The 19,144-nt window shown below is 49.8% G+C and carries 26 protein-coding genes and 3 pseudogenes; 1 reads left to right on the top strand and 28 read right to left on the bottom strand.

Features of this window, described 5'->3' with window-relative positions:
* From FTE26_RS01805 to traM, 25 genes and pseudogenes are all read right to left on the bottom strand, one after another.
* Window positions 1–145 (bottom strand): annotated as a pseudogene (locus FTE26_RS01805) (conjugal transfer protein TrbA); the annotation flags it as partial.
* 15 nt (window positions 146–160) lie between these two features.
* Window positions 161–904, bottom strand: coding sequence for a type-F conjugative transfer system pilin assembly protein TraF (gene traF, locus FTE26_RS01800; protein WP_001430248.1), 744 nt, complete (start codon window positions 902–904; stop codon window positions 161–163).
* On the bottom strand, window positions 897–1,154 hold the full coding sequence (locus tag FTE26_RS01795) for a conjugal transfer protein TrbE (protein ID WP_000864352.1): 258 nt from the start codon (window positions 1,152–1,154) through the stop codon (window positions 897–899). Before FTE26_RS01795 ends, traF begins: the two co-directional genes overlap by 8 nt.
* Window positions 1,155–1,180: 26 nt before the next feature.
* Window positions 1,181–2,989, bottom strand: a complete 1,809-nt coding sequence (gene traN / locus FTE26_RS01790) for a type-F conjugative transfer system mating-pair stabilization protein TraN (protein WP_000821821.1) — start codon at window positions 2,987–2,989, stop codon at window positions 1,181–1,183.
* Window positions 2,986–3,624, bottom strand: a complete 639-nt coding sequence (gene trbC / locus FTE26_RS01785; RefSeq protein WP_000777692.1) for a type-F conjugative transfer system pilin assembly protein TrbC — start codon at window positions 3,622–3,624, stop codon at window positions 2,986–2,988. The genes traN and trbC overlap by 4 nt, the downstream gene beginning before the upstream one ends.
* Before the next feature lie 8 nt (window positions 3,625–3,632).
* Complete coding sequence (gene traU, locus FTE26_RS01780) at window positions 3,633–4,625, bottom strand: conjugal transfer pilus assembly protein TraU (RefSeq protein ID WP_000830839.1); 993 nt, start codon at window positions 4,623–4,625, stop codon at window positions 3,633–3,635.
* Window positions 4,622–5,254: a type-F conjugative transfer system protein TraW gene (gene traW / locus FTE26_RS01775; RefSeq protein ID WP_001203720.1), complete on the bottom strand. Its 633-nt coding sequence runs from the start codon at window positions 5,252–5,254 to the stop codon at window positions 4,622–4,624. The genes traU and traW overlap by 4 nt, the downstream gene beginning before the upstream one ends.
* Window positions 5,251–5,637, bottom strand: a complete 387-nt coding sequence (trbI, locus tag FTE26_RS01770) for a type-F conjugative transfer system protein TrbI (protein WP_000214092.1) — start codon at window positions 5,635–5,637, stop codon at window positions 5,251–5,253. The genes traW and trbI overlap by 4 nt, the downstream gene beginning before the upstream one ends.
* Window positions 5,634–8,264 carry a type IV secretion system protein TraC gene (gene traC, locus FTE26_RS01765; RefSeq protein ID WP_000069764.1) on the bottom strand — a complete coding sequence of 877 codons (2,631 nt, stop codon included), beginning with the start codon at window positions 8,262–8,264 and terminating at the stop codon, window positions 5,634–5,636. The genes trbI and traC overlap by 4 nt, the downstream gene beginning before the upstream one ends.
* 125 nt (window positions 8,265–8,389) lie before the next feature.
* Window positions 8,390–8,752, bottom strand: a complete 363-nt coding sequence (locus tag FTE26_RS01760; RefSeq protein WP_000836675.1) for a hypothetical protein — start codon at window positions 8,750–8,752, stop codon at window positions 8,390–8,392.
* Window positions 8,753–8,779: 27 nt separating this feature from the next.
* Window positions 8,780–8,994: pseudogene (locus FTE26_RS01755) on the bottom strand (hypothetical protein).
* 79 nt (window positions 8,995–9,073) lie between these two features.
* The gene (locus FTE26_RS01750) at window positions 9,074–9,550 is read right to left on the bottom strand and encodes a hypothetical protein (protein WP_015059129.1); all 477 of its coding nucleotides are present in this window, start codon (window positions 9,548–9,550) and stop codon (window positions 9,074–9,076) included.
* The gene (gene traR / locus FTE26_RS01745) at window positions 9,543–9,764 is read right to left on the bottom strand and encodes a conjugal transfer protein TraR (RefSeq protein WP_001278695.1); all 222 of its coding nucleotides are present in this window, start codon (window positions 9,762–9,764) and stop codon (window positions 9,543–9,545) included. The genes FTE26_RS01750 and traR overlap by 8 nt, the downstream gene beginning before the upstream one ends.
* Window positions 9,765–9,898: 134 nt before the next feature.
* The gene (traV, locus tag FTE26_RS01740; protein ID WP_015059130.1) at window positions 9,899–10,414 is read right to left on the bottom strand and encodes a type IV conjugative transfer system lipoprotein TraV; all 516 of its coding nucleotides are present in this window, start codon (window positions 10,412–10,414) and stop codon (window positions 9,899–9,901) included.
* Window positions 10,411–10,662 (bottom strand): conjugal transfer protein TrbG, encoded by a 252-nt coding sequence (gene trbG / locus FTE26_RS01735; protein WP_001038342.1) that lies wholly within the window; start codon window positions 10,660–10,662, stop codon window positions 10,411–10,413. Before trbG ends, traV begins: the two co-directional genes overlap by 4 nt.
* Window positions 10,655–10,975 carry a conjugal transfer protein TrbD gene (locus FTE26_RS01730; RefSeq protein ID WP_001057287.1) on the bottom strand — a complete coding sequence of 107 codons (321 nt, stop codon included), beginning with the start codon at window positions 10,973–10,975 and terminating at the stop codon, window positions 10,655–10,657. Before FTE26_RS01730 ends, trbG begins: the two co-directional genes overlap by 8 nt.
* Window positions 10,962–11,552: a conjugal transfer pilus-stabilizing protein TraP gene (gene traP / locus FTE26_RS01725; RefSeq protein ID WP_000002787.1), complete on the bottom strand. Its 591-nt coding sequence runs from the start codon at window positions 11,550–11,552 to the stop codon at window positions 10,962–10,964. Before traP ends, FTE26_RS01730 begins: the two co-directional genes overlap by 14 nt.
* Window positions 11,542–12,969: an F-type conjugal transfer pilus assembly protein TraB gene (gene traB, locus FTE26_RS01720; RefSeq protein WP_000146685.1), complete on the bottom strand. Its 1,428-nt coding sequence runs from the start codon at window positions 12,967–12,969 to the stop codon at window positions 11,542–11,544. The genes traP and traB overlap by 11 nt, the downstream gene beginning before the upstream one ends.
* Window positions 12,969–13,697, bottom strand: coding sequence for a type-F conjugative transfer system secretin TraK (gene traK / locus FTE26_RS01715; RefSeq protein ID WP_001230813.1), 729 nt, complete (start codon window positions 13,695–13,697; stop codon window positions 12,969–12,971). The genes traB and traK overlap by 1 nt, the downstream gene beginning before the upstream one ends.
* Window positions 13,684–14,250 (bottom strand): type IV conjugative transfer system protein TraE, encoded by a 567-nt coding sequence (traE, locus tag FTE26_RS01710; RefSeq protein WP_000399792.1) that lies wholly within the window; start codon window positions 14,248–14,250, stop codon window positions 13,684–13,686. Before traE ends, traK begins: the two co-directional genes overlap by 14 nt.
* A gap of 21 nt (window positions 14,251–14,271) precedes the next feature.
* Complete coding sequence (gene traL / locus FTE26_RS01705; RefSeq protein ID WP_000012106.1) at window positions 14,272–14,583, bottom strand: type IV conjugative transfer system protein TraL; 312 nt, start codon at window positions 14,581–14,583, stop codon at window positions 14,272–14,274.
* A gap of 14 nt (window positions 14,584–14,597) precedes the next feature.
* Entirely contained in the window at window positions 14,598–14,957 is a 360-nt protein-coding gene (gene traA / locus FTE26_RS01700) for a type IV conjugative transfer system pilin TraA (RefSeq protein ID WP_000340272.1), read from the bottom strand.
* Window positions 14,958–14,990: 33 nt separating this feature from the next.
* Window positions 14,991–15,218: a conjugal transfer relaxosome protein TraY gene (gene traY, locus FTE26_RS01695; RefSeq protein WP_001254386.1), complete on the bottom strand. Its 228-nt coding sequence runs from the start codon at window positions 15,216–15,218 to the stop codon at window positions 14,991–14,993.
* Window positions 15,219–15,311: 93 nt separating this feature from the next.
* Entirely contained in the window at window positions 15,312–15,998 is a 687-nt protein-coding gene (locus tag FTE26_RS01690) for a PAS domain-containing protein (RefSeq protein ID WP_000332484.1), read from the bottom strand.
* 190 nt (window positions 15,999–16,188) lie between these two features.
* Window positions 16,189–16,572, bottom strand: a complete 384-nt coding sequence (gene traM, locus FTE26_RS01685) for a conjugal transfer relaxosome DNA-binding protein TraM (RefSeq protein ID WP_000124981.1) — start codon at window positions 16,570–16,572, stop codon at window positions 16,189–16,191.
* Between the two features lie 276 nt (window positions 16,573–16,848).
* On the opposite strand from traM, the gene FTE26_RS01680 reads away from it, so the two are divergent.
* Window positions 16,849–17,496 (top strand): transglycosylase SLT domain-containing protein, encoded by a 648-nt coding sequence (locus FTE26_RS01680; RefSeq protein ID WP_031943493.1) that lies wholly within the window; start codon window positions 16,849–16,851, stop codon window positions 17,494–17,496.
* Window positions 17,497–17,792: 296 nt separating this feature from the next.
* Here FTE26_RS01680 and FTE26_RS01675 read toward each other — a convergent pair whose 3' ends face one another.
* From FTE26_RS01675 to FTE26_RS01665, 3 genes and pseudogenes are all read right to left on the bottom strand, one after another.
* Window positions 17,793–18,614 carry a DUF932 domain-containing protein gene (locus tag FTE26_RS01675; RefSeq protein WP_001234469.1) on the bottom strand — a complete coding sequence of 274 codons (822 nt, stop codon included), beginning with the start codon at window positions 18,612–18,614 and terminating at the stop codon, window positions 17,793–17,795.
* 117 nt (window positions 18,615–18,731) lie between these two features.
* On the bottom strand, window positions 18,732–19,019 hold the full coding sequence (locus FTE26_RS01670) for a hypothetical protein (RefSeq protein WP_000107544.1): 288 nt from the start codon (window positions 19,017–19,019) through the stop codon (window positions 18,732–18,734).
* Between the two features lie 24 nt (window positions 19,020–19,043).
* Window positions 19,044–19,144 (bottom strand): annotated as a pseudogene (locus tag FTE26_RS01665) (single-stranded DNA-binding protein); the annotation flags it as partial.

The following is a 19,144-nucleotide window of genomic DNA, read 5'->3' as shown; positions in this document are numbered from 1 at the left end:
AACACGCGATATTAATAACAAGGAAAACCAGTGAGCTCAGGAGAAACATTTTCCTGTCATTACGCTCAGAAAAGAAATAACCGGAAATAATGACAAATATTAACAGAACAACACCTGTAAATATTTTCAAATAATCTTCACTCATAAATCAAATCCGCGATTAAAAATTGGGTTTAAAATCTTCAGAAACGTTCAGGAATTGTTTTGCCAGGTCGTCCTGCGAAATAAAACCGTATGATAACGGACGAACACTGCCCTGTTTCGGGTCAACCAGCATCATGGCCGGGAAATATTTCACGCCGAGGCGCTGCGCCTGCCCCTGGTCAGTCCGGGAATCCGGCAACAACGGATTAATCACGCCATCCACGGAAACGGGAATAACACTCAGACCATACGTATCCCGGAAGCCATTAATGACCTGCGCCAGCTGCCCGTCGATGGGGTCCTGCCCCCGGTAAAAAAACATGATGCCGTAGTGTTCAGCCAGTTTCGCAATGGCCTGTCGCTGCTGCGCCTGGTCTGCCGCCAGCTGGTTCCGTACCGTGCCGTTGTAATGGCTGTACTGCAGGTTATAGTCCAGTTCAGGATGTGCCAGCATGGCCTTTTTAGCACTCATGGTGAAAAGCCCGGCCTGCTGAGTCCAGTAATTCTGCAGCCGGAAATATTTCACAAAATTATCCACGCCGGGATACAGAATGGCTTCGTACAGCGCCCGCTTTGTTGCCGTCTGCAGCGCGGCCAGTTTCTGCATAATATCCGGCTCCTGACGGGGGGCTGCAGGTACAGGTTTATTTTCTTTTTCCTTCGGAGTTATTTTCTCGTTATACCACTGCCAGCCTGCATCTTTCCCTGACGCCGGAAAAATAAAGCAGCAGAGTAACAGTGGCAGTAATGCTTTATTCATCTTCATTTCTTTCATCATTATTTCTTTCATCGGTTTTCTGCAGGTCAGTCAGGGCAGAAAAACAAAAATACAGAATAAACAGGAGCACACCGGAGTAAAGGATAACGAAAGCAGCGGCAAGCATCCCGTCTGCCGTGGTTTCTTTTACCGTATCCCACGACCAGATAATTACCGGGGAAATGACAATCGCTGTAATCGAAAGCCGGATAAGAAAATCAACAAGACGATTAGAAGTGAATATAACTTTCATCATTTCCCCCGGTTATTTTCCATACCTTACTGTCCTGCCTGCTTCAGCTGGTCAGCAATCTGCTCTTTCACTTTCTGCGTCAGAACGCCACTGTCCGGGATTTTCTGGTTATTCATCAGGTCTTCGTAGAAGTTAGTGAAATCCAGTCTGTCGAACTGAATTTTCTGCAGCTCATCAACCGTAATCCCCCGACAGTCAGGATGCTTCGCACTGCCAAAACTGATACGCAGCTGACCGTTGCGTCCCTGCTGCTGGACTATCTGCGCCAGCTTCGAATCAAACTGACAGTAGCTGCGTTTTTTCTCCAGACAGACACCCAGCACTTTCTTCGAACAGAACTCTCCGACACTGACGGTCAGTTTGTTTGATTTTGCTTTAGCCAGGGCTTTTTCATCACTGCTGCATTTGGCCAGCCCGATATCCTGTCCCCAGCCGCTGTCCTTACAGCAGTTGCTGTATCCGGCTGCAGCCTTCTTACAAAATTTCGCCTGACCGGTGAAAGCACGGACATCCACCCCGTTCAGCGCCGCAACATCCTTACCTGCAGCGGCCAGTGCCGCCAGCTGAGAAACGGCTTCGGCAAAATCATTACTCTTCCCGCTCTGAGCCTTATCGCATTCGCCATCGAGACAGAATACGTCTCCCCCACAGACCATCACTTTCCCGGATGTTTTTGACTCACAGGAGTACGTGGCATATTCATGCAGACAGGCACCTTCTTCGGAGTAAAAGGCACACTGGTGTGACACCAGGGTACAGGCAGGATTGTCGGTGTAGGTCTGACAGGTTCCCTTGTCTGCTGACTGCGTGACATACGTGTCCCGGTATGCCCAGCAGCTCTGGTACATGCTGTATGACTGACCGTCTTTCACCAGCGTCCTGTTCCCGCCAGCCTCCGTACATTCTGTTTTTGTCAGTTTCCCCAGCTCCTTGCTGAACGGGCAGCTTTCAGACCAGACAACATACGGGGTGTACGAGGCTTTTTTTACCCTGACAACCAGACGCAGCTTCATTGCCGTATGACGTCTGAATTTTGTATTCCCGACCCGGACGGGGTGAGATGAGGTAAAAGCCACACCGGCAGTCAGTGTTTTCTGTACTGGTGTAAATGAGGCATCTGCTGAGTATTTGGCATTCCAGCTCAGTGGGGTTCCCAGTACTGTAATTGTCATAGGTACACTCTTCTGCAGGTAAGTACGACTCCAGCTGTAATGCGCATCGACAATTTCACCGGTAACGGGAGAGGTAATGGAGACAACATACTGACCATTCACTTCACGTGCAGGTAGCTGACTCATTTCATACTCCAGCGTCCGGGTTTCCCACGTGGTACTCCCCTGCAGCTCCATACGGGCAGTTCGTGTGCAGTACTGCTCCACCTGTAAATCCCGCTCACAGGTGTAATTCGTGTATTCACTCCGGCTAATCTCCTGCGCACTGCACTGCTGCCCGGTGTTTCCCACAATGCTGTCAGCCCGGTTCACCACATCCCTGCCGGTCTGGATAAACGGTGCATCCGGTGAAAGAATGTCTTTCGGCTTGTTCATGAATGACTCTGTGATGGTTTTTCCGGTTTCACCGGTCGCCCATTCCGTGGTGCCGTCATTTTTCAGGCCACCATCCCCGCCGGCAGTCACGCCACCGTAGTATTTTGTCTCGTCCGGATTCGCGTTATAGCCGGGGATACTCTCCTGTGGCTTAAAGCCCTGAATACTGCTGCTTCCCTGTCCTTTGATCTGGTGAGCAAAATCAGAGCCGGCCCGGTAATCACTGTTGCTGTCAGCCAGTGCCATGCCGGCAACCAGAGCCAGTATCAGAGGTAAAATACGTTTCATTTCCCGGAATCTCCTTTCCCTGCCAGTAAATCATGAGCCACCTGCCGGCAGTCACCCGTGGCGGCCACTTTCTCCAGCGCCTGGCCGACCCGCAGGTTTCCCCGGATGATGTCGTATCCCTGACTGCAGAACACCACCAGTGCCGGTACACTGCGAATGCCGTACTGTGAAAACAGCGTCGGGTCGATCTGAACACCATCAGTCGCGCCGTCTTTCACCAGGGACAGCACGGCTTCAGCGGTGGTCTTCAGGTCATTGTTCACCATGCCCCGCAGTGTGGCGGGTATACCGTAGTGCCGGGTTTCGCCCAGCATTCGTTTCAGCCCCTCTTCGGGAATGGAAAACGACACAAAATACAGAGCACCCTGCCGGGGTTTCCCGTCCTGCGAAGCCTGCTGTTTACGAACCAGCTCATCCAGGAAATGGTTATCTGAACGCTGAAGGGGGTTTTCCAGCACCTGCTTCTCCGCCCAGGCTTTCAGCTGATGGTCAGGTTTTTCACGCAGTTGTCTGCTTAAATTTTCCTGCTGCTTCAGGAACTGGCGGTTTTCAGGAGTGTTCACGTTTTCTGACGCCATAACCGCCCCGTTCAGCATCATCAGCAGTGCTGCCAGAGATTTCATACTCAGCTTCATCATTCACCTCACAGGAAGACACAGTTACGTTTACGCCACATCAGGTAGCCGAAGTTTTTCTTTGTATTGGGCGGATTTTTCCCGGTTTCCCAGCGGGTCACACTGCGCCCGAACGGGTGGCACTGTCCGCTGTCCGGGTACATATTCACCATCTGGTAACGCCAGCGTTCTTTGGGCAGGATTGGGGACGGATATTCATTACAGACGGCGTTATTTTTCCCGATGGTTTCCATAATCATGCCCTGACGGTGCAGCTTGAACGCCATGCGTTCACTGACCAGCAGGGAGGACTGCAACGGACTGGACTCATTACTCACCCAGCCATTGAACGGGTACATACTGCCCTGCGAACCGGCACACCAGAACAGAACATCGAGAGGCATATTAAAGGCGCTGGCAATGGCATCTGCTGCGCAGGCTCCCTGTGCTATCGGATTGGCAAAGATGACAGCTTCCGGATTGAGAATGGTGGTCAGGCTGCTGTCCGTCCAGGTGGGGTCGATTTCAGAAAGATAAGCGATATCCAGGTCACCACCTTCCAGACAGCCCAGCGATGTGATGATGTTAAGCCAGTACGTCAGCGGGTATTTGTACCAGTGAACGTGATAGAACGCCCCGTTCACCTGCTTCTCATCCTTTTTCGCCGTTCCCTGTGCCGTTTTACCAAAAGCCGGCAGGCTGAAGCCCAGGTTAACCATGCATCCCGGTGATCGGGTGACGTCCGTCAGCGCCATCGGCTCCCAGTAACCAATGGCCAGCCCGATACGCCTGAACAGCGGCGGCGGTGCCGGACAAATCTGAATGGGCATCGACGGGTTCGCCGTGTCGGGGACCTTACCCTGACTGACTTTGATACTGCCCAGCGAGAGCGGGAAAATACAGCTCCAGCAGATATCCGTGATCGGGTTTACAAAACGCCCCTCACAGGCAGAATCCGCAGACGCTGCAGGGACATGACCGGCGAGAAGGAATAACATCAGCAGCCACAGGCTTCGCTTCATTTTCTGCCCTCCTCTGCCGGAATAAATTCCACCTTCAGGAAGCGATCGCCGGGAACGGCGCTCACCCGTGCCGGGACCTGATCAATGCCGAGGCGCTGGCAGAGCACACCGTTCTGGTCAAAGTAAACACGGCTGTCCAGAGACTTCTGCATCTCCGGGATACTGCCCTGCACGAGGATAATTTTGCTCTCCAGTGTGGGCGGCGTCTGGCGTTTCATCCAGGCCACCTGCGCCGGATCATCGCCATTGATGAAATACAGCGTCTGGTTAAAAGGAACATACTGCAGCGGATTCATCACTTCACCCTGACGGGCAAACACCCGCCCTTCGTTATCCCGGATATCCGCAGCCAGTCTGACGGACGGGTCAAACAACCGGCTGCCGTATTTCTCCGTGCGTCCGATACCGGGCACGGCAGGGGGCCGCAGACTGTTGCGGATCACCCGCTCCTTAAAGGCATCCATTTTCCGGCCCATCTCACCGGACTGCTCCAGTGCCGTCAGGCGCTGCATGATCACCGTCAGCATGTCCGGCTCCTTTACCGGCCACAGATCGCCCCAGGTACCAAGATCGGCGGCGGCCACACTCTGCCCCCATATCAGCAGGGCAATCAGCCCCCGGCATCTCATGGCTCCGCCCTCATTCGCCGGGCGATATCCTGCTGGATTTCCCGGGTGATATCCGGTGCCCCCTGTACCACGGCAGGCGACACCAGAATGACCGCGTGGTGTTTCTGCTGCCATACCTGCAGGCTGGCTTCCAGTGCCGTGTTAAAACGCGCTGAAAGGGCTTTTGACTGTGCTTCTGACAGTTGTTTCTGACTGGCGCTGTCAAAAAACGCATCCACGGTCTGTTTCATGTTGAAGGCGGCAGTCACCGGTGCGTTCAGTCTGACAATGCCGTAACTGATGGCTGCGTTCAGTAACACCATTGCCAGGCATCCCGGCACCGCCCACCACCAGTGGCTGCGTCGACGGGCTGTAACGTCAGTCGTTTTTTGCGTTGTGGTCATGCCACACTCCTGTATTTCTCATGTTCTTCCAGCCAGGCTTCCAGCGAAGCCATCTCCGGCCCTGACTTCTTCCACGCCAGCTGCCACACCGCCTCATGAATACTCAGCCCCTCTTTACGTTTCTGCTGCACAAACTCAAAATCCGGGCCGTCAGAGCTGTACATGGCGCGGCTTAACGGGTCAACAAACAGGCGGTGCCAGGAGGAATGGTTTTCCACCTGCAGCAGGAAGGAACTGAACCACTGATCTTTGGCCGCACCGAACTTACCAATCATGTCACGCTGCAGTGGCAGGAACTGGTCCGGATACAGCTGGTTGTATTTCGCGAACTCCTTCGCACTCTGTTTGAGGATAATTTTGTAGGAGGAGTTACCCCATGCTGCACGGGCCGCACTGGAGGCCTTGTCAGAGTCAAAGTCGACGATGTTCTGTGTGATGGTGATATAGGCACCGGTATGACGGCGGGCGGTACGGTAGCCTTTCTCAATAAATTCACCGACCTTGTGATTTTTGAAGTCCAGCAGACGCCAGCCTTCATCAATGACGTTCAGTTTCTTGAGGTTACGCGGCGTGCGGTACATCCGGTTCTCAATGTAAATGATAAGGCTGAACATCACCGCAACCAGCAGGGACGGACGGTCTTCCAGTCCGCCCAGCTCCAGCACCACCATTTTCGCATCATCCCGCAGGGACGGCTCATCGGAGTTGAAATACTGGCCATAAGTGCCGTTAGCAGTGTACTGGTCAAGCAGCACAATCATTTCGTCCAGACGGCTGCGGATGGTCGGTGACTCGGCATACTGCTCGCTGTCACTGGCGTTTTTCAGGAAATCCACCACGTCATCAATACGTGCCCTGTTCTCTTTGGCCAGCCATGATGCCCTGACTGCCTGCAGCAGCAGACCTTCATGCACTTCATCCAGGTTACCGTTGGGGCTGGCCATCACCGACAGCTGGTCGCGGACACGCTCCGCTGACTGGTCAATATCGGTGATGTTCGCAAACGGGTTAAAGCGCAGGGTTTCACCGTCCAGATATACGCCCCCCATGTTCTCACACAGGGACTTGTAGCCATCCCCCATGTCGAACACCACGGCAAAGCCCCCGGAGTCCAGCACGCTGCGGATAAGTGGCTGTATCAGCCCGGTTTTACCGGCCCCGGAGGTGCCACAGACCGCCATGTTATAGTTGGTGTTATTCATCCCCCGGAAGAAAATATCGATAAACGCCAGCTGGTTACGGTAGGTGGGTGCCAGCAGACCTGCCGGTGTCAGGGGGTTATCCGCCACTAACGGCATCAGGTTGGCCACATTAAAGCTCTCTGCGCGCTGTACCACTCCGGCCTCTTTCAGCTGTTTAAACAACCCTTTCCCGGCCATAAAGGGCAGACAGGTCAGGAAATTGCGCATGTGGTTAAAGCGCGGTGAAATCAGCTCAAAACCGTTTTTACGGAAGCTGTTCAGGATGTCCTGCTCCACTTCCAGTGCCGTTTCATTATTGTCCTTGCAGAAGGCTGTGATGTTGAGGAAGTAGGACACGACAGAGGACTGACCGGAGCCCAGCCGCTGACGCAGTTCCCCCCACTCCTTCGCCTCTTTCTCCACGGACGGAAACCATTTGGCATAGGAGGTCTTCGACTTTTTCTCCAGGTCCATGTACTTCAGGTTGGCTTCGCTGTGGGTTTTCACCTGGTCTTCCACCACCAGAGTCAGCGTCAGGATGAACGGACAGGAGATGGACAGTTCCGGGTTCAGCAGGTTGCTGTAGTTGTCGGCCATGTTCCACAGGAAGGCGATTTCCGGGTTACGGGCCAGATGGAAATTCAGGATGCGGGCCGTGCTGTTCCTGCCCTTCTCACGCAGGCCCAGCGTCAGGTAATCCGCCCGGACTTTCAGATCAAAACTGTCCTCCACACACTGATAATTCAGATCAGAATACGGGTCCAGCTGACGTCTTTTCGGATACAGGGAGTCCGGGTTATGGTTAATCATCTCCCCGACAATATCGATAAAGGCCTGTGCATCCACCGCCTGTGTGGTGATACTGGCCCCCTGTAACGACGCCCGGATGATTTTCACCAGGTTTTCCATTTCCAGAATATCAGCCCGGCTTTTTTTCTTCGAGGGAGAACAGTACGAGAAGAATACCCGGTAATGGCGCAGGGTCAGGGGCAGATTCATCCCCTCCGGCAGCGGAAACTGTGTCGCTGCCGCATTCATATAATAAGCCCGGGTAATGGCGTTAAACCGTTCAGCCTGTTCACCCGACCAGGAGAACTCACGCAGCCCGTATTCAATCCTGTCACCAACCAGCTGACTGGACATCAGATGGATGCAGAACGGCACCCCGCGCGGCAGTTTGGTGCGCAGCATGTGATCGAGGGCCTCCACAATGGACTCATTCGCCCCATTGATGGGAATGGCTTCCAGCATAAAGCCCATCGTGGTGTCATTCATGAACAGACCGGATTCCTGGTTGTAATCACGGTACGGCAGCAGACGACTGAACTGCGGGAAGCTCATTTCGCCCAGAACTTCATTGGCCTTTGCGGATTCGTCAGGCAGTTTCAGTGCTGTGACGAGGGAGTTAACCGCCTGAGTGACGGCCTCAAGTGGGTTATTACTCATATGAGTATTCCTTAGTGCGTTTAAAAAAGGAAAATATCAGTCTGTGGCCGTGGATATATCACGCAGTGCCATTCCTGAAACCACAGCACAAATAAGAGATGGAGGCTTTTAACAGGAAACCAGGATTAACGTTCCTTTACTGAATGAGCATCATTTAATGCCTGAATTTGTTTTTCGCGAATCTTATTGCGCTCATTTTCTCTTACCCGTTTCACCTCTGCCATTTCGTTTCTTTCTCTACACGCTGATGCAAGCTCTTTTGCCTTACCAAGACTTAAAGGTTCAGGCTGATAATCAGATGTGTCAGACTTAATAGCTTCCTTAAATGCTTCTGCTGCACAGGGGATATCCTGTGTAATCTCTGTCAGTTGTTCTGGTGTTGCAGGTTGTTGCTCAAGGTAGTCATTGTAAAAAAGACCACATATCAACATAGCCATAACGCCAACAAATATAAAAGCCAGAACAGATTCTAAATATATCGACTTCATTTCATTTTCCTTTGAAGCAGTAAGCACTCATTGCCCCCCATTCAGTGTATCCATCACGTTGTTCAAAGGTTTATTTGTTTTAACTTCAATACATTCCCCTGTATTTCCAAATCCCCTGCCTCCGTGTGATTCGATTGTCCGAAGAACCTGCACGCATACGTCCGTATTTGGCATGGGTGTAATATTCCAGCTTCCGCCACCGTTAATATTTTTATCAGCACAAGAAAAATAAAGGTATGCATTCTTTATTACCTCCGCTTGTATATTAATCACTGAATATCCCTTCAGTTAACTTATGAGGTCATAAAACACTGCAGATTCTCATTCGGATTTATTCCCTCCAGTAAACTTCCGAATAGTATCCTGTTCACGCTGACGGGTGGCAGACTCCTGCATTGCATCCACTTTCTCCTGCCAGAGATGCCGGATATCCTTTTCATCCCGACCAGTCAGTTTTTTACCGGACAACAAACGGTTAAGCTGTTCCTGTCTCACATCTGGTACGTCTTCAGTCAGACGCATAAGCCGGAGTAATTCCTGACGACTGAGTACCATGCGTGATTCCTCCGGTACGCTGTAATAATTAAAAATACGACTGAATACCCCACAACAGCAGGCAACAGACAGGCACAGGGATTTCAGATACAGGCCAGAAACACAGAATGTGGCAACACCACAAAGAATAGCTATAACTAAAAAGCCCTTACCCAGTGCCATACACAAAGAACCCTGTTTTCTGAATATCCGCTCATGCTCATCCAGAATAAAATCTATTTTTTCATTTTCTGATTTATGCATAGTGTTTCCTCTGCCTTTCCTGATACGCCTGACATTCAACGCACAACGTCACACCGGGAAATATTTTCCGCCGGGCTTCCGGAATAGGATTTCCGCATGCTTCACAAAGATAAACAGGAATACCATGAACATTTATTTTCTGGCGTATCCGGTTTATTCCTGTCATGGTCAGTTGTTCTGTCACTGAATATGCTTCATCGGCTTCATCACTCACGGAATATTCCTCCCGACATGTTCTGACACGCTACCGCCCATCCCTTTTCACGCACAGGGCACTCGTTTTACAGGCAGATTTTGAATACAGAAAGCCCGCCGGCATTGCCGGCTGATATACAACTTCAGGGCCAGTTAATTAATACGTGGTTTTCCCCACGCAGACGGTTTAATAACAAAAAACACGCTGGATGGCTGATGATAAACATCCTGGTTATCAATATAAGGCGCTATCCATAATGCTGCCGTCTGCTCACCCGTTCTTAGCGGACGAGGAGGTGTTACCGGCGTAACTGAACTGACCGGAACAACCGTTTTCACTTCCCGGGCAGCGGTAAACAGCGGGCGTGGTGCCAGCAGTTTCTGCTCCGGATGTGCTGTCACCGCAGGTCTGCCGCCGGACGGAGTGGTCGCGGTGACGGTCTGCACCGGCATTGTCCGGAAGTTCCCTTCAGCCAGGCGCGGCAGTGATGCCGCAACCGGCTTTGCTTCTGAGGACTGCTCCAGTTTTTTGGCCTTCTCATTGGCCTGCTCCATCGTCATACAGGTATCAGATGTGGTGGCGTTACACTCAAATTCCGTACTGGTTCCGGCACAGCCGGAAAGTAATAAGGTCCCCAGCAGAGGAATAAAGAAAGAAATCTGTTTCATTGTCCCTCACCTTTCTCATCGCAGTTCACAAAATCCTTCTTCAAATCCCTGACCGTACAGGTTTTTACAATGTCAGGATTTTCAAAAACCGTACTCCGTGATGATTTATAAACATATGCCACAATGCGTTTCCCACCCGCATCAGGTTCTGGTGCACTGACTTCACATAACGGAGGTGTTATTCCGGACTCATACAGCACCGGATAATTTATTTTTTTGACGCTGCCATCAGAAACCAGCTTATTCATCGAAGGGCTCCTTATATTTCTGAATAATTCTGTCGATTAGTTCTTTCACCGGAACAGATTTTCCGCCACCGGATTGTCCGGCAACCACAATATGCCCCGGAGAAGAAAATAAACTCATCGACATACCCTTCTTCATCACACCGACAGCAGCCATATTAAAATTGTCCGGCAATGACTCAGAACCGAATTTCTCCGGTGCAGGAAGTACGATTCTTGTGGCGCAGTTACTGAGAACAGCATGAATAAAATCATCTGACACGGTTTTACCCGGCACAGAGAGGGCTGTAATAACATTAATATTACGCATGTTCATTTTTATCTCCGTTGTTTCTGTTTGTTCTGTCATCAGGAAGATAAACAGGGCATTTCCTGATTTTTCCCGGCAGGGAAGCGTCTTCCGTATAAACTTCCTTCAGATGTTCATCTGCGGTTACCACCCGGATACATTTCATTTTTCCTGGTCGCACCGGATATTTCCCGGTGATCGCTGCCAGCGAGACATACATCAGTGCCAGTGTTGCCCATAATGCGGTGACCAGTTGCATCAGTGACCGGTCAGTCTCCCTGACATAATCTGCAGCATCAGCCGCGCGGTAATGGCAGATATCCTGTATTTCTGATCTGCCTGAAGAATCAGAGGAAGAAAACCAGCATTCACTGACCGGGAACTGTCCGGCAGGTGCTGTTTGTCTTACGAAGTTAATCTCCTTAACCAGTAATTTCCCCGGCGTGGTGTTGTCCTTCCATAAAACAAACAGAGCCATCAGGGCCATTGTGGCCAGTGGCAGAATGACGGTGTACTTCAGACACCAGAACAGTCCTCGCAGAACCCGGGCGACAACATACCGGGCGGCATGGCACGCCTGACGGGACGACATATTATTTGCCATCGTTGCCCCCTCCCTGGCTGCCGGACATAAACTGCTGCGGATTCAGGTTGCCCAGCTGCTTCAGCATCTGGTCAGTATTAAAGCCGTTAAGATGACTTTCAGCCGATGGCGGAACAGGAACCGGACTTTCCGGATTGTCTTCTTCCGCTCTGCTCTGCGTGCGTTCCAGCGCCATCTCTTCCACGGTTTTCAGCTGGAAGCCGTCCTGGAACACCACGGTCACTTCGTTGCCCGCACCAATCGGTATCACCGGGTGATACTGTTCGGCACGTTTGATGTAGTAGTCACTGAGCGTCTGTGCGGCTTTCGATGCGCCGCCACCGATACCCATTTTCAGGACATCACCAGCCCCGTAAGCGGCTGTGGCACCCAGCCCGACAGCCGGCTGGGAGGCGCGCTCCATTCCCTGACCGATACCGTCAACAAATCCCGCGCCCCATGCCCAGCCGAGGATTTTGCCGTTACGCATCACCACTTCGCCCTTGATACCGTTTTTACCCCGGAAGCTGACATGCCCCTTAATCGGCATATCAATAGTTTTGCCGTCCTTCAGGCAACTGATATTGCGGGTGCGTACAATGGCACGCTCACTGGACACATCCCCCCAGGCTTCCAGACCCACAAAACATCCCGTTGCGTCATACGTCTTGCTGTTCGGCATTTCCACCAGGCCGGTGATACGCAGCTGCATCGGCACCGTGGATTCATTACCGGTGACAGAGGCATTGGCATCCGCCCCTTCAATCAGCATGGCTTTCGCAAAACTTCCTGACGGAATGTACGGCAGTGATGGTCCCTGTTTTCCCTCATTACGGGTAAACACCTTACGCTGTATCCGGTTAGGCACCGGCACAGACTGGTACGTCACCTGTGGTGGTGGCGTGACACCATTCCCGGGATAAAACGCTGTCGGCGGTGGAACAGCAACGCTGCCCTGCGGCGGGAAGGATACGGGGGTGTTTCCTGGCTGTGGTTCGCCTTCCGGGCCGGGCGGTGAGGCAGGCATCTGCGGTACAGGCTCACCGGTCGCCGTGACGGGATTAGCACCCAGGGCTTTTACCTGCTCTGCCAGGGCGGCATTGTCCTGTCCCAACTTTTCAATACGACGCTGGTCATCACCGCGCTGTTTGTTCAGAACATCCAGCTCACGACGGATTTCCTCATACTGCTTCTGCATCTGCGCTGCCGTCACCTGCATCTCGGTGGTGGCATGCTGACGCACCTTGTCATCAAAGGTCGTATCCACCACACCGGTCATATCCGGCACAGGCTCCTGTTCAGCCACGGTTTCACCGTTACCGGACATGTCCACATCAGACAGATACAGTGCCCCACCAATCGCGGAGGCTGTACCGACAACCACAATCCCCAGCCACAGGTACTGCTTGCGTTTCACAATGGTATTGATACTGGCCATCAGTTGCCCTCCCCGTCACGGATGACATACACATCCATGCGCGCACCTGCCAGTAACTGGCTGGCAGGCTGGCTGAACATCACGGCACGGGTTCCCGGCTGCCAGAAGTCACTTTCCCGGATATTCAGGGCAGACAGCGTTTTATTTTCCACGGCAAAGCGGACCATCTTCAGGTGATTCCCCGTCCATACGGCATCTGCCACTGAAGACAGCCCCGCCGGGGCCTGCAGGGTTTCCTTTGTCACCGGGACCTGATACCAGCCTGCGGGTAATTTTCCGCCACGGACGGCCTGGCTGATGGTCACAAGCAGGGATTCGTAAGGCGTGGACGTTTCCCACGCACCGGCTTCTTCTCCGGTTCCGCGCAGGTCACTGACCAGCTGAATGGTACGCCCCGCGCCTTCACGGGGAACGGCCTGAATGGAAAGATTCAGACCACGTTCTGTTTCCAGAATGAACGTAAAGGGCTTTTTGTTGACGGTGGCCACCACCACACCGCCGGAGGCGGTCTGCTCATTATTGGTCAGGGCACCATCCAGACTGTTCACGGCGATAATCCGGTCACCGGGAACGGTAAACAGATTCGGGCTGGTATTGCTGATGGCAATACTGGCCTGACCACCGTTCACCATTGGCACCACGGTGGGGGCCAGCGTACCGACTCCGGCCATCACGCTGCAGGAAAAAAACAGGCCGCCTAATATTATTGCTGTATTATTTTTTCTCATCGTCTGTTTCCCCGAAATTATCCAGCCAGGTCACCCCGTTTTCCCGCTTCAGAATAAGGATGTAATGTTTAATATCAGTGAAAGGTTTTGAATCACCAATCCAGGTTTTAAGCACACCACGAATTTCCACACGGCCATACTGAGGCCAGACACGAACACTGGTCTGGAAAAAGGCTGAGTTCACGTTATCGTTTTTAATACGCTTCGCTTCTTCAGCCAGAATAACTTTCATCTGGTTCTGTGCGCCCGGGCGGATATATTGCAGAAGCGCCTGATGTGAGGCATCGACGGTTTCTGATGAAACATTCAGACGGAGGGCAATAAATGACAGCGCCATCTGCTGTAAATAAGAGGCGTCGGCACTGTTCTGTGACACGGCAAAGGGGGCATTAAATGCCATTGGCGTCACGGCAGTGCGTTGCTCATTCTGAAGACGGTAGTTATTCACCCCCTGAATGACGTTAACAGAGAGGCTGAGAACAATAAGCACTGACATAAATATAAAGGCGATGGCCATTACACGACTGGTACTTAAACGGGCACCGTGTTCCATATAACAATCCTGGTATCAGTTCTATTTAATCCACTGCCGGAAACACGAATCGGGAACATTATGAAAAATACCGCGCAGCAGGGCTGTTGGCATATACCAGTAAATCAGGTCACGTAACCAGGAACTGCCCCGCCCTTTTTTCAGTTTTTTAATCCCGAAATAAACCAGAACCGCTGCACCAATACCGAACAGATATTTCGATGTTGTGATACCCCAGCCAATACAGATTGCTGCGGGGATCAGTTCATCCAGTGGCAGGCCAAACCAGCGGCTCTGGTTAGTCAGTGTTTCCGGGAAACGATATTTCTTAAGTTTATTCTCGTCTCCCGACATCGTTTTATTTCCTGTCAGAGGCCAACGACGGCCATACCCACAGCAATAAATACAGAGATGATGGCAAAACCGGCCAGGAACTTGACGTTTTTGGTCATCATGTACATGACAGCACCGACCAGAACTTCAGCCAGAACGACCCATTTAACAACACTGGAGTCCTTACCGAAGGTCGCCTTAACCGTGGTGTTACCGCTTGCCATCAGGTCCTGGCCCTGTGCTGCCATTGCCAGTTGCGGGAAGAACATCATCAGAACAGCAGCCGGGATCACAGCGCGAGCCAGGCGAAGCATATTCAGACGAGTGAATTTAGAAAAAAACGACTTCTTTTTGACGGGCGCAGAAGCACCCTGAACACTTAAAACGGCGTCCATATGATTCCTCTGTTTAATATTGATAGATAAAAACTAAAGTTCTTTAAATGTTGACTCGCTCTCTTCGGTCACCTCCCTGAATATTTCTTCGTTATAGAAATCAGGAAATCGTTTCAGATGATCTCTGAGACGGATCTGGACTTCTATCGTTTTACTTCTTCCACTACGATCTTTGGCCTTAATAAGTCGGTTATTTGTATCTTCATCGAGATACACCGAGACCGTTCTGCTTATACCGCCTCTCGCGTTACGCCTCCTCACTCAATTCACCTCTGTTTCCCGACTAATAAAATTATGATTGCACAGAAACCGACGAAAAAAAACACGCCAAAATTGGCGTGTCTTATTTAACATTTACTTAACGCTATAAAATTCACGAATTATATTTAATAGCGAATCTATTTCCCCTTTATAGATACATGACACTCTGAATAAATCAAAGTGTTCAAAAAATTCTTTTATTTTCCGTTTGACTGGTTTAATTCGATCCTCAGATGCTCTGTCTGTAATACCCAATTCTCTGGCAATTGTTGCATGACCAACACCCAGCATATAAAAAGAGAAAACAAGCAATGTCCCGGGGGAAAGATCATTCCATATCGTTAATTTGTCAGAAGTATTTGTATTACTTCCACTCTGATTTAACGCAAAAAATGGATAATCAGGAAACGGATTAATTTGCCATAAAACAACAGATTCGTCATTATAAAAAGAAACATTCTCCATCCTTATCTGATAGATTTCGCCATGAAAATTAAAACGACGACAAAATGCAGAGCCATGTCCAAGAGCCTGGCATTCCAGTTCAAGTGATGAAAGAAAAATTTCAACCTGCAGACGTATATAACTCTCTCCGGATAAGGGTTTATCTTCTCTGGAAAAGAGTTCAATAAAAGCCCCATTGGCATAAAGGATTTTCCGGTTTTTGTTACGGACACAAACCGGAACGGGAGAATTTCTGTAGATATTCTGAACGTTAAGGATGTATTTATTTACAGATTGACTGTTAAGTGGCCTTTCTCTACGATCCAGCGCACACATAGGAACCTCCGTTAAGGATTCTATGGACAGTCGATGCAGGGAGGTCTGAACTCCCTGCATCGGCGATTTTCAGTTTCAATTTTTAACGTGGCATTAACCACGTAATTAATATACTAATTATCTGACGTATTGTCATCTTTTTGAATCATAAAAATTCTTATATTTGAACCAACTCAAACTTCATTTTCATTTATTCATCATCATTTTTTGGAAAAAACCGGTCCATCTCAACAGACACTTTCTCTCTGATATCGTCAACCATACTGGCATATTCAAACTTCGGGTTTCCGGAGACATGAGGACTGAGAGACTCAATACCTAAAATCTTTGCCACCGTTGACTGTGTTTTTACAACACATTCAAGAAGAAGTTTATTAAACTCTGTCTGGTTAAACGCAGACTCTTTACGCTCCATCTGTGCATCATATACGCGAAGCCCCAATTCAAGAAGCATTGAAGCAGTTCCTGAAAGGCTTATATCTTTATCTCTTGCTCCCTCCTGACGACGCTTTTCAACAATCATGTTAATTTTTTCATGAACCTCATTACTGATATACAGATTTACTCTGGCCATAAGACAGTACCTTTTATATTCTGAAATAAGAGTTTTATTTCATTTACTCATAGTTTGGTCTGAAAAAAGAAGAGCACCCCTAGCAGCGCCCCTAGGGTCATACTATAAAAAAACGCACGGCGCTGCTAGGGGCGGCCCTAATATATCCAAATGTTTTTCATAAAATTTGTCAGTACTGACCCTAACAAGGGTCGCCATAGGGTCGCCATAGGGTCGTCAACGACCCTATTTAATAATGTAAAATAAATTAAAATACATTATTTAAAACATAAGCTAATGATTCAAAAAGCAAATCAGCAAAAACTTGTTTTTGCGTGGGGTGTGGTGCTTTTGGTGGTGAGAACCACCAACCTGTTGAGCCTTTTTGTGGAGTGGGTTAAATTATTTACGGATAAAGTCACCAGAGGTGGAAAAATGAAAAAGTGGATGTTAGCCATCTGCCTGATGTTTATAAATGAGATCTGCCAGGCCACTGATTGCTTTGATCTTGCAGGCCGGGATTACAAAATAGATCCTGATTTACTGAGAGCAATATCATGGAAAGAATCCCGTTACCGGGTTAATGCCATCGGTATTAATCCGGTAACGGGATATGGCAGCGGACTGATGCAGGTAGATTCCCAGCATTTTAACGAACTGGCCCGCTACGGAATTAAGCCAGAACATCTGACAACAGATCCCTGCATGAACATTTATACCGGTGCTTATTATCTGGCAATAGCATTTAAAAAATGGGGCGTCACCTGGGAGGCCGTTGGTGCATACAATGCAGGATTCAGGAAATCCGAACGCCAGAACCAGAGACGTCTTGCCTACGCATCAGAGGTTTACCGGATTTATACCGGGATAAAAAGCAGTAAAGGTATCCGGGTTCCGGCCACGAAGAAATCACTTCCGGAAATTAACAGCGTGCAGAACAATTAATCTTACAGACATTGTCAGATACCGGTTATGCCGCAAAAGCGGCATGGAAGGCCACACACAAAAATATCATATGAGTGACAATACTGACTGGCCGAAGCCCCGCGAAGCGGGAACCCATCTTATATATACCCGGTAACTGCGCAGCCTCCTGCCAGACCATTTTTCGCGGGCACAATATTTACAGACAACCGGAAAGCCGGTCGATGAAATTGAGGTATATCAGACGACACAGCAATGCCGAAAAATGATAATATAAGTAAAGCCCCGAAAATTTTTTCGGGGCTTTACTTATATTATCATGACTTCCACTTTCTGAACTGTTCGGCAATCACCCATAACGCCTTGTTGATTCTTATATCACCATCAATACCTGTAATGGCTCTTGTCCTGGTATTTTTCCCGGAGGCACTTCGCCCCGATAATCCACCTTTTATCATATTCTCCTGAACCCGCTGCCAGGTTGTCCAGAGATCGTTCTGTTTGTCTTCCCGACGACGGGGAGTAATTATCTGTTCAGGTGTCACTGGCGTTTTATTTTCATCTTCATACCTGACCATCAGTGCAGCTCTGCCAAATAAATGTTGCTCGTCACTGTTAAGATGAATTTCTTTCATCGCCTCCATATTATCAGTGACCTTATCAAAGACACCGAGCACTTCATACGCTCCCTCGATAACCTGCCCGACAATATCACCTTTATGTGGAACGCGGATTTCGCCAAAATTATTTCCGCACACCAGGCCATTTGTGCAGACAAAACGAAAAATTCCGGGGATCATCTGATAACTGGATGAACCATCATGTGAATTAAGCAGGATAATTTCAGGAACTTCCTGTCCGTTAATATGCCCTTCCCTGCGAAGACGTAACATATGTTTACTGTATTCGCGACGTCCCAAATCACGAACCCGACTCTGACAGGCAAAGAATGGCTGGAAACCTTCATCACGTAACTTATTGATGATATTGATTGTTGGAATATACGTATAACGTTCACTCCGGGACTCATGTTTATCACCGGAAAATACCGAAGGCACGAACTGCATTAATTCATCATCCGTTAAAGGACGTTCACGGCGGATGGAATTATACCGACCAAAACGGGAAGCTAATCGCATAACAGCTACTCCTTTATGAAAGAATAAATTTAATAAAAAATTTTTCCGCTTAATATCATCCCCCCGATCTCCATTAACAAGATTGCAACAATCAGGAGGGATATTCATCACATCCGGTCAGCAGATCGCCCGGATATCGAGGCCGGCACGCTTAATCTGACGCAGGAACTGTTTGAAGTGATCGGCTTCCGCAATGTTGATATGGCGGAACTGCTTATCCACACCCTGACTGAGCACGTAGCTATAACTGAAGGCCATCTTTTCCGGGTGGCTTTTGCGATATTTTTTCAGCTCAGTCAGGCTGCTGAATTCCAGGACGTCCCACTCTTCCCCGGTGTTTTTTTTCTTCCCGGCAACAAGAAGCGTGTACGACGCGGTGTTAACGTGGATATTTCGGGTACTCATCCTGCTTTCTCCTCTCTCTGGTTTTCAGCCCCCATCATCTGTTGAGTTTCGGGAGCCGCGGTTTTGACGTTTTGCGGGGACCTGCCTTTTGTTCCCTCCGGTATTCACCATCACCTGTTTGAGAA

Origin of the sequence: Escherichia sp. S10b, assembly GCF_028421345.1 — a bacterium.
GTDB lineage: Bacteria > Pseudomonadota > Gammaproteobacteria > Enterobacterales > Enterobacteriaceae > ECMA0423.
This window is presented reverse-complemented; position numbering and strand designations above follow the sequence as displayed.

Bases quoted from the DNA above. Each gene is read 5' to 3' on its own strand.
- traF (WP_001430248.1), bottom strand. From the start codon at position 904: ATGAATAAAGCATTACTGCCACTGTTACTCTGCTGCTTTATTTTTCCG.
- FTE26_RS01795 (WP_000864352.1), bottom strand. From the start codon at position 1,154: ATGAAAGTTATATTCACTTCTAATCGTCTTGTTGATTTTCTTATCCGG.
- traN (WP_000821821.1), bottom strand. From the start codon at position 2,989: ATGAAACGTATTTTACCTCTGATACTGGCTCTGGTTGCCGGCATGGCA.
- trbC (WP_000777692.1), bottom strand. From the start codon at position 3,624: ATGAAGCTGAGTATGAAATCTCTGGCAGCACTGCTGATGATGCTGAAC.
- traU (WP_000830839.1), bottom strand. From the start codon at position 4,625: ATGAAGCGAAGCCTGTGGCTGCTGATGTTATTCCTTCTCGCCGGTCAT.
- traW (WP_001203720.1), bottom strand. From the start codon at position 5,254: ATGAGATGCCGGGGGCTGATTGCCCTGCTGATATGGGGGCAGAGTGTG.
- trbI (WP_000214092.1), bottom strand. From the start codon at position 5,637: ATGACCACAACGCAAAAAACGACTGACGTTACAGCCCGTCGACGCAGC.
- traC (WP_000069764.1), bottom strand. From the start codon at position 8,264: ATGAGTAATAACCCACTTGAGGCCGTCACTCAGGCGGTTAACTCCCTC.
- FTE26_RS01760 (WP_000836675.1), bottom strand. From the start codon at position 8,752: ATGAAGTCGATATATTTAGAATCTGTTCTGGCTTTTATATTTGTTGGC.
- FTE26_RS01750 (WP_015059129.1), bottom strand. From the start codon at position 9,550: ATGCATAAATCAGAAAATGAAAAAATAGATTTTATTCTGGATGAGCAT.
- traV (WP_015059130.1), bottom strand. From the start codon at position 10,414: ATGAAACAGATTTCTTTCTTTATTCCTCTGCTGGGGACCTTATTACTT.
- trbG (WP_001038342.1), bottom strand. From the start codon at position 10,662: ATGAATAAGCTGGTTTCTGATGGCAGCGTCAAAAAAATAAATTATCCG.
- FTE26_RS01730 (WP_001057287.1), bottom strand. From the start codon at position 10,975: ATGAACATGCGTAATATTAATGTTATTACAGCCCTCTCTGTGCCGGGT.
- traP (WP_000002787.1), bottom strand. From the start codon at position 11,552: ATGGCAAATAATATGTCGTCCCGTCAGGCGTGCCATGCCGCCCGGTAT.
- traB (WP_000146685.1), bottom strand. From the start codon at position 12,969: ATGGCCAGTATCAATACCATTGTGAAACGCAAGCAGTACCTGTGGCTG.
- traK (WP_001230813.1), bottom strand. From the start codon at position 13,697: ATGAGAAAAAATAATACAGCAATAATATTAGGCGGCCTGTTTTTTTCC.
- traE (WP_000399792.1), bottom strand. From the start codon at position 14,250: ATGGAACACGGTGCCCGTTTAAGTACCAGTCGTGTAATGGCCATCGCC.
- traL (WP_000012106.1), bottom strand. From the start codon at position 14,583: ATGTCGGGAGACGAGAATAAACTTAAGAAATATCGTTTCCCGGAAACA.
- traA (WP_000340272.1), bottom strand. From the start codon at position 14,957: ATGGACGCCGTTTTAAGTGTTCAGGGTGCTTCTGCGCCCGTCAAAAAG.
- FTE26_RS01690 (WP_000332484.1), bottom strand. From the start codon at position 15,998: ATGTGTGCGCTGGATCGTAGAGAAAGGCCACTTAACAGTCAATCTGTA.
- traM (WP_000124981.1), bottom strand. From the start codon at position 16,572: ATGGCCAGAGTAAATCTGTATATCAGTAATGAGGTTCATGAAAAAATT.
- FTE26_RS01680 (WP_031943493.1), top strand. From the start codon at position 16,849: ATGATTCAAAAAGCAAATCAGCAAAAACTTGTTTTTGCGTGGGGTGTG.
- FTE26_RS01675 (WP_001234469.1), bottom strand. From the start codon at position 18,614: ATGCGATTAGCTTCCCGTTTTGGTCGGTATAATTCCATCCGCCGTGAA.
- FTE26_RS01670 (WP_000107544.1), bottom strand. From the start codon at position 19,019: ATGAGTACCCGAAATATCCACGTTAACACCGCGTCGTACACGCTTCTT.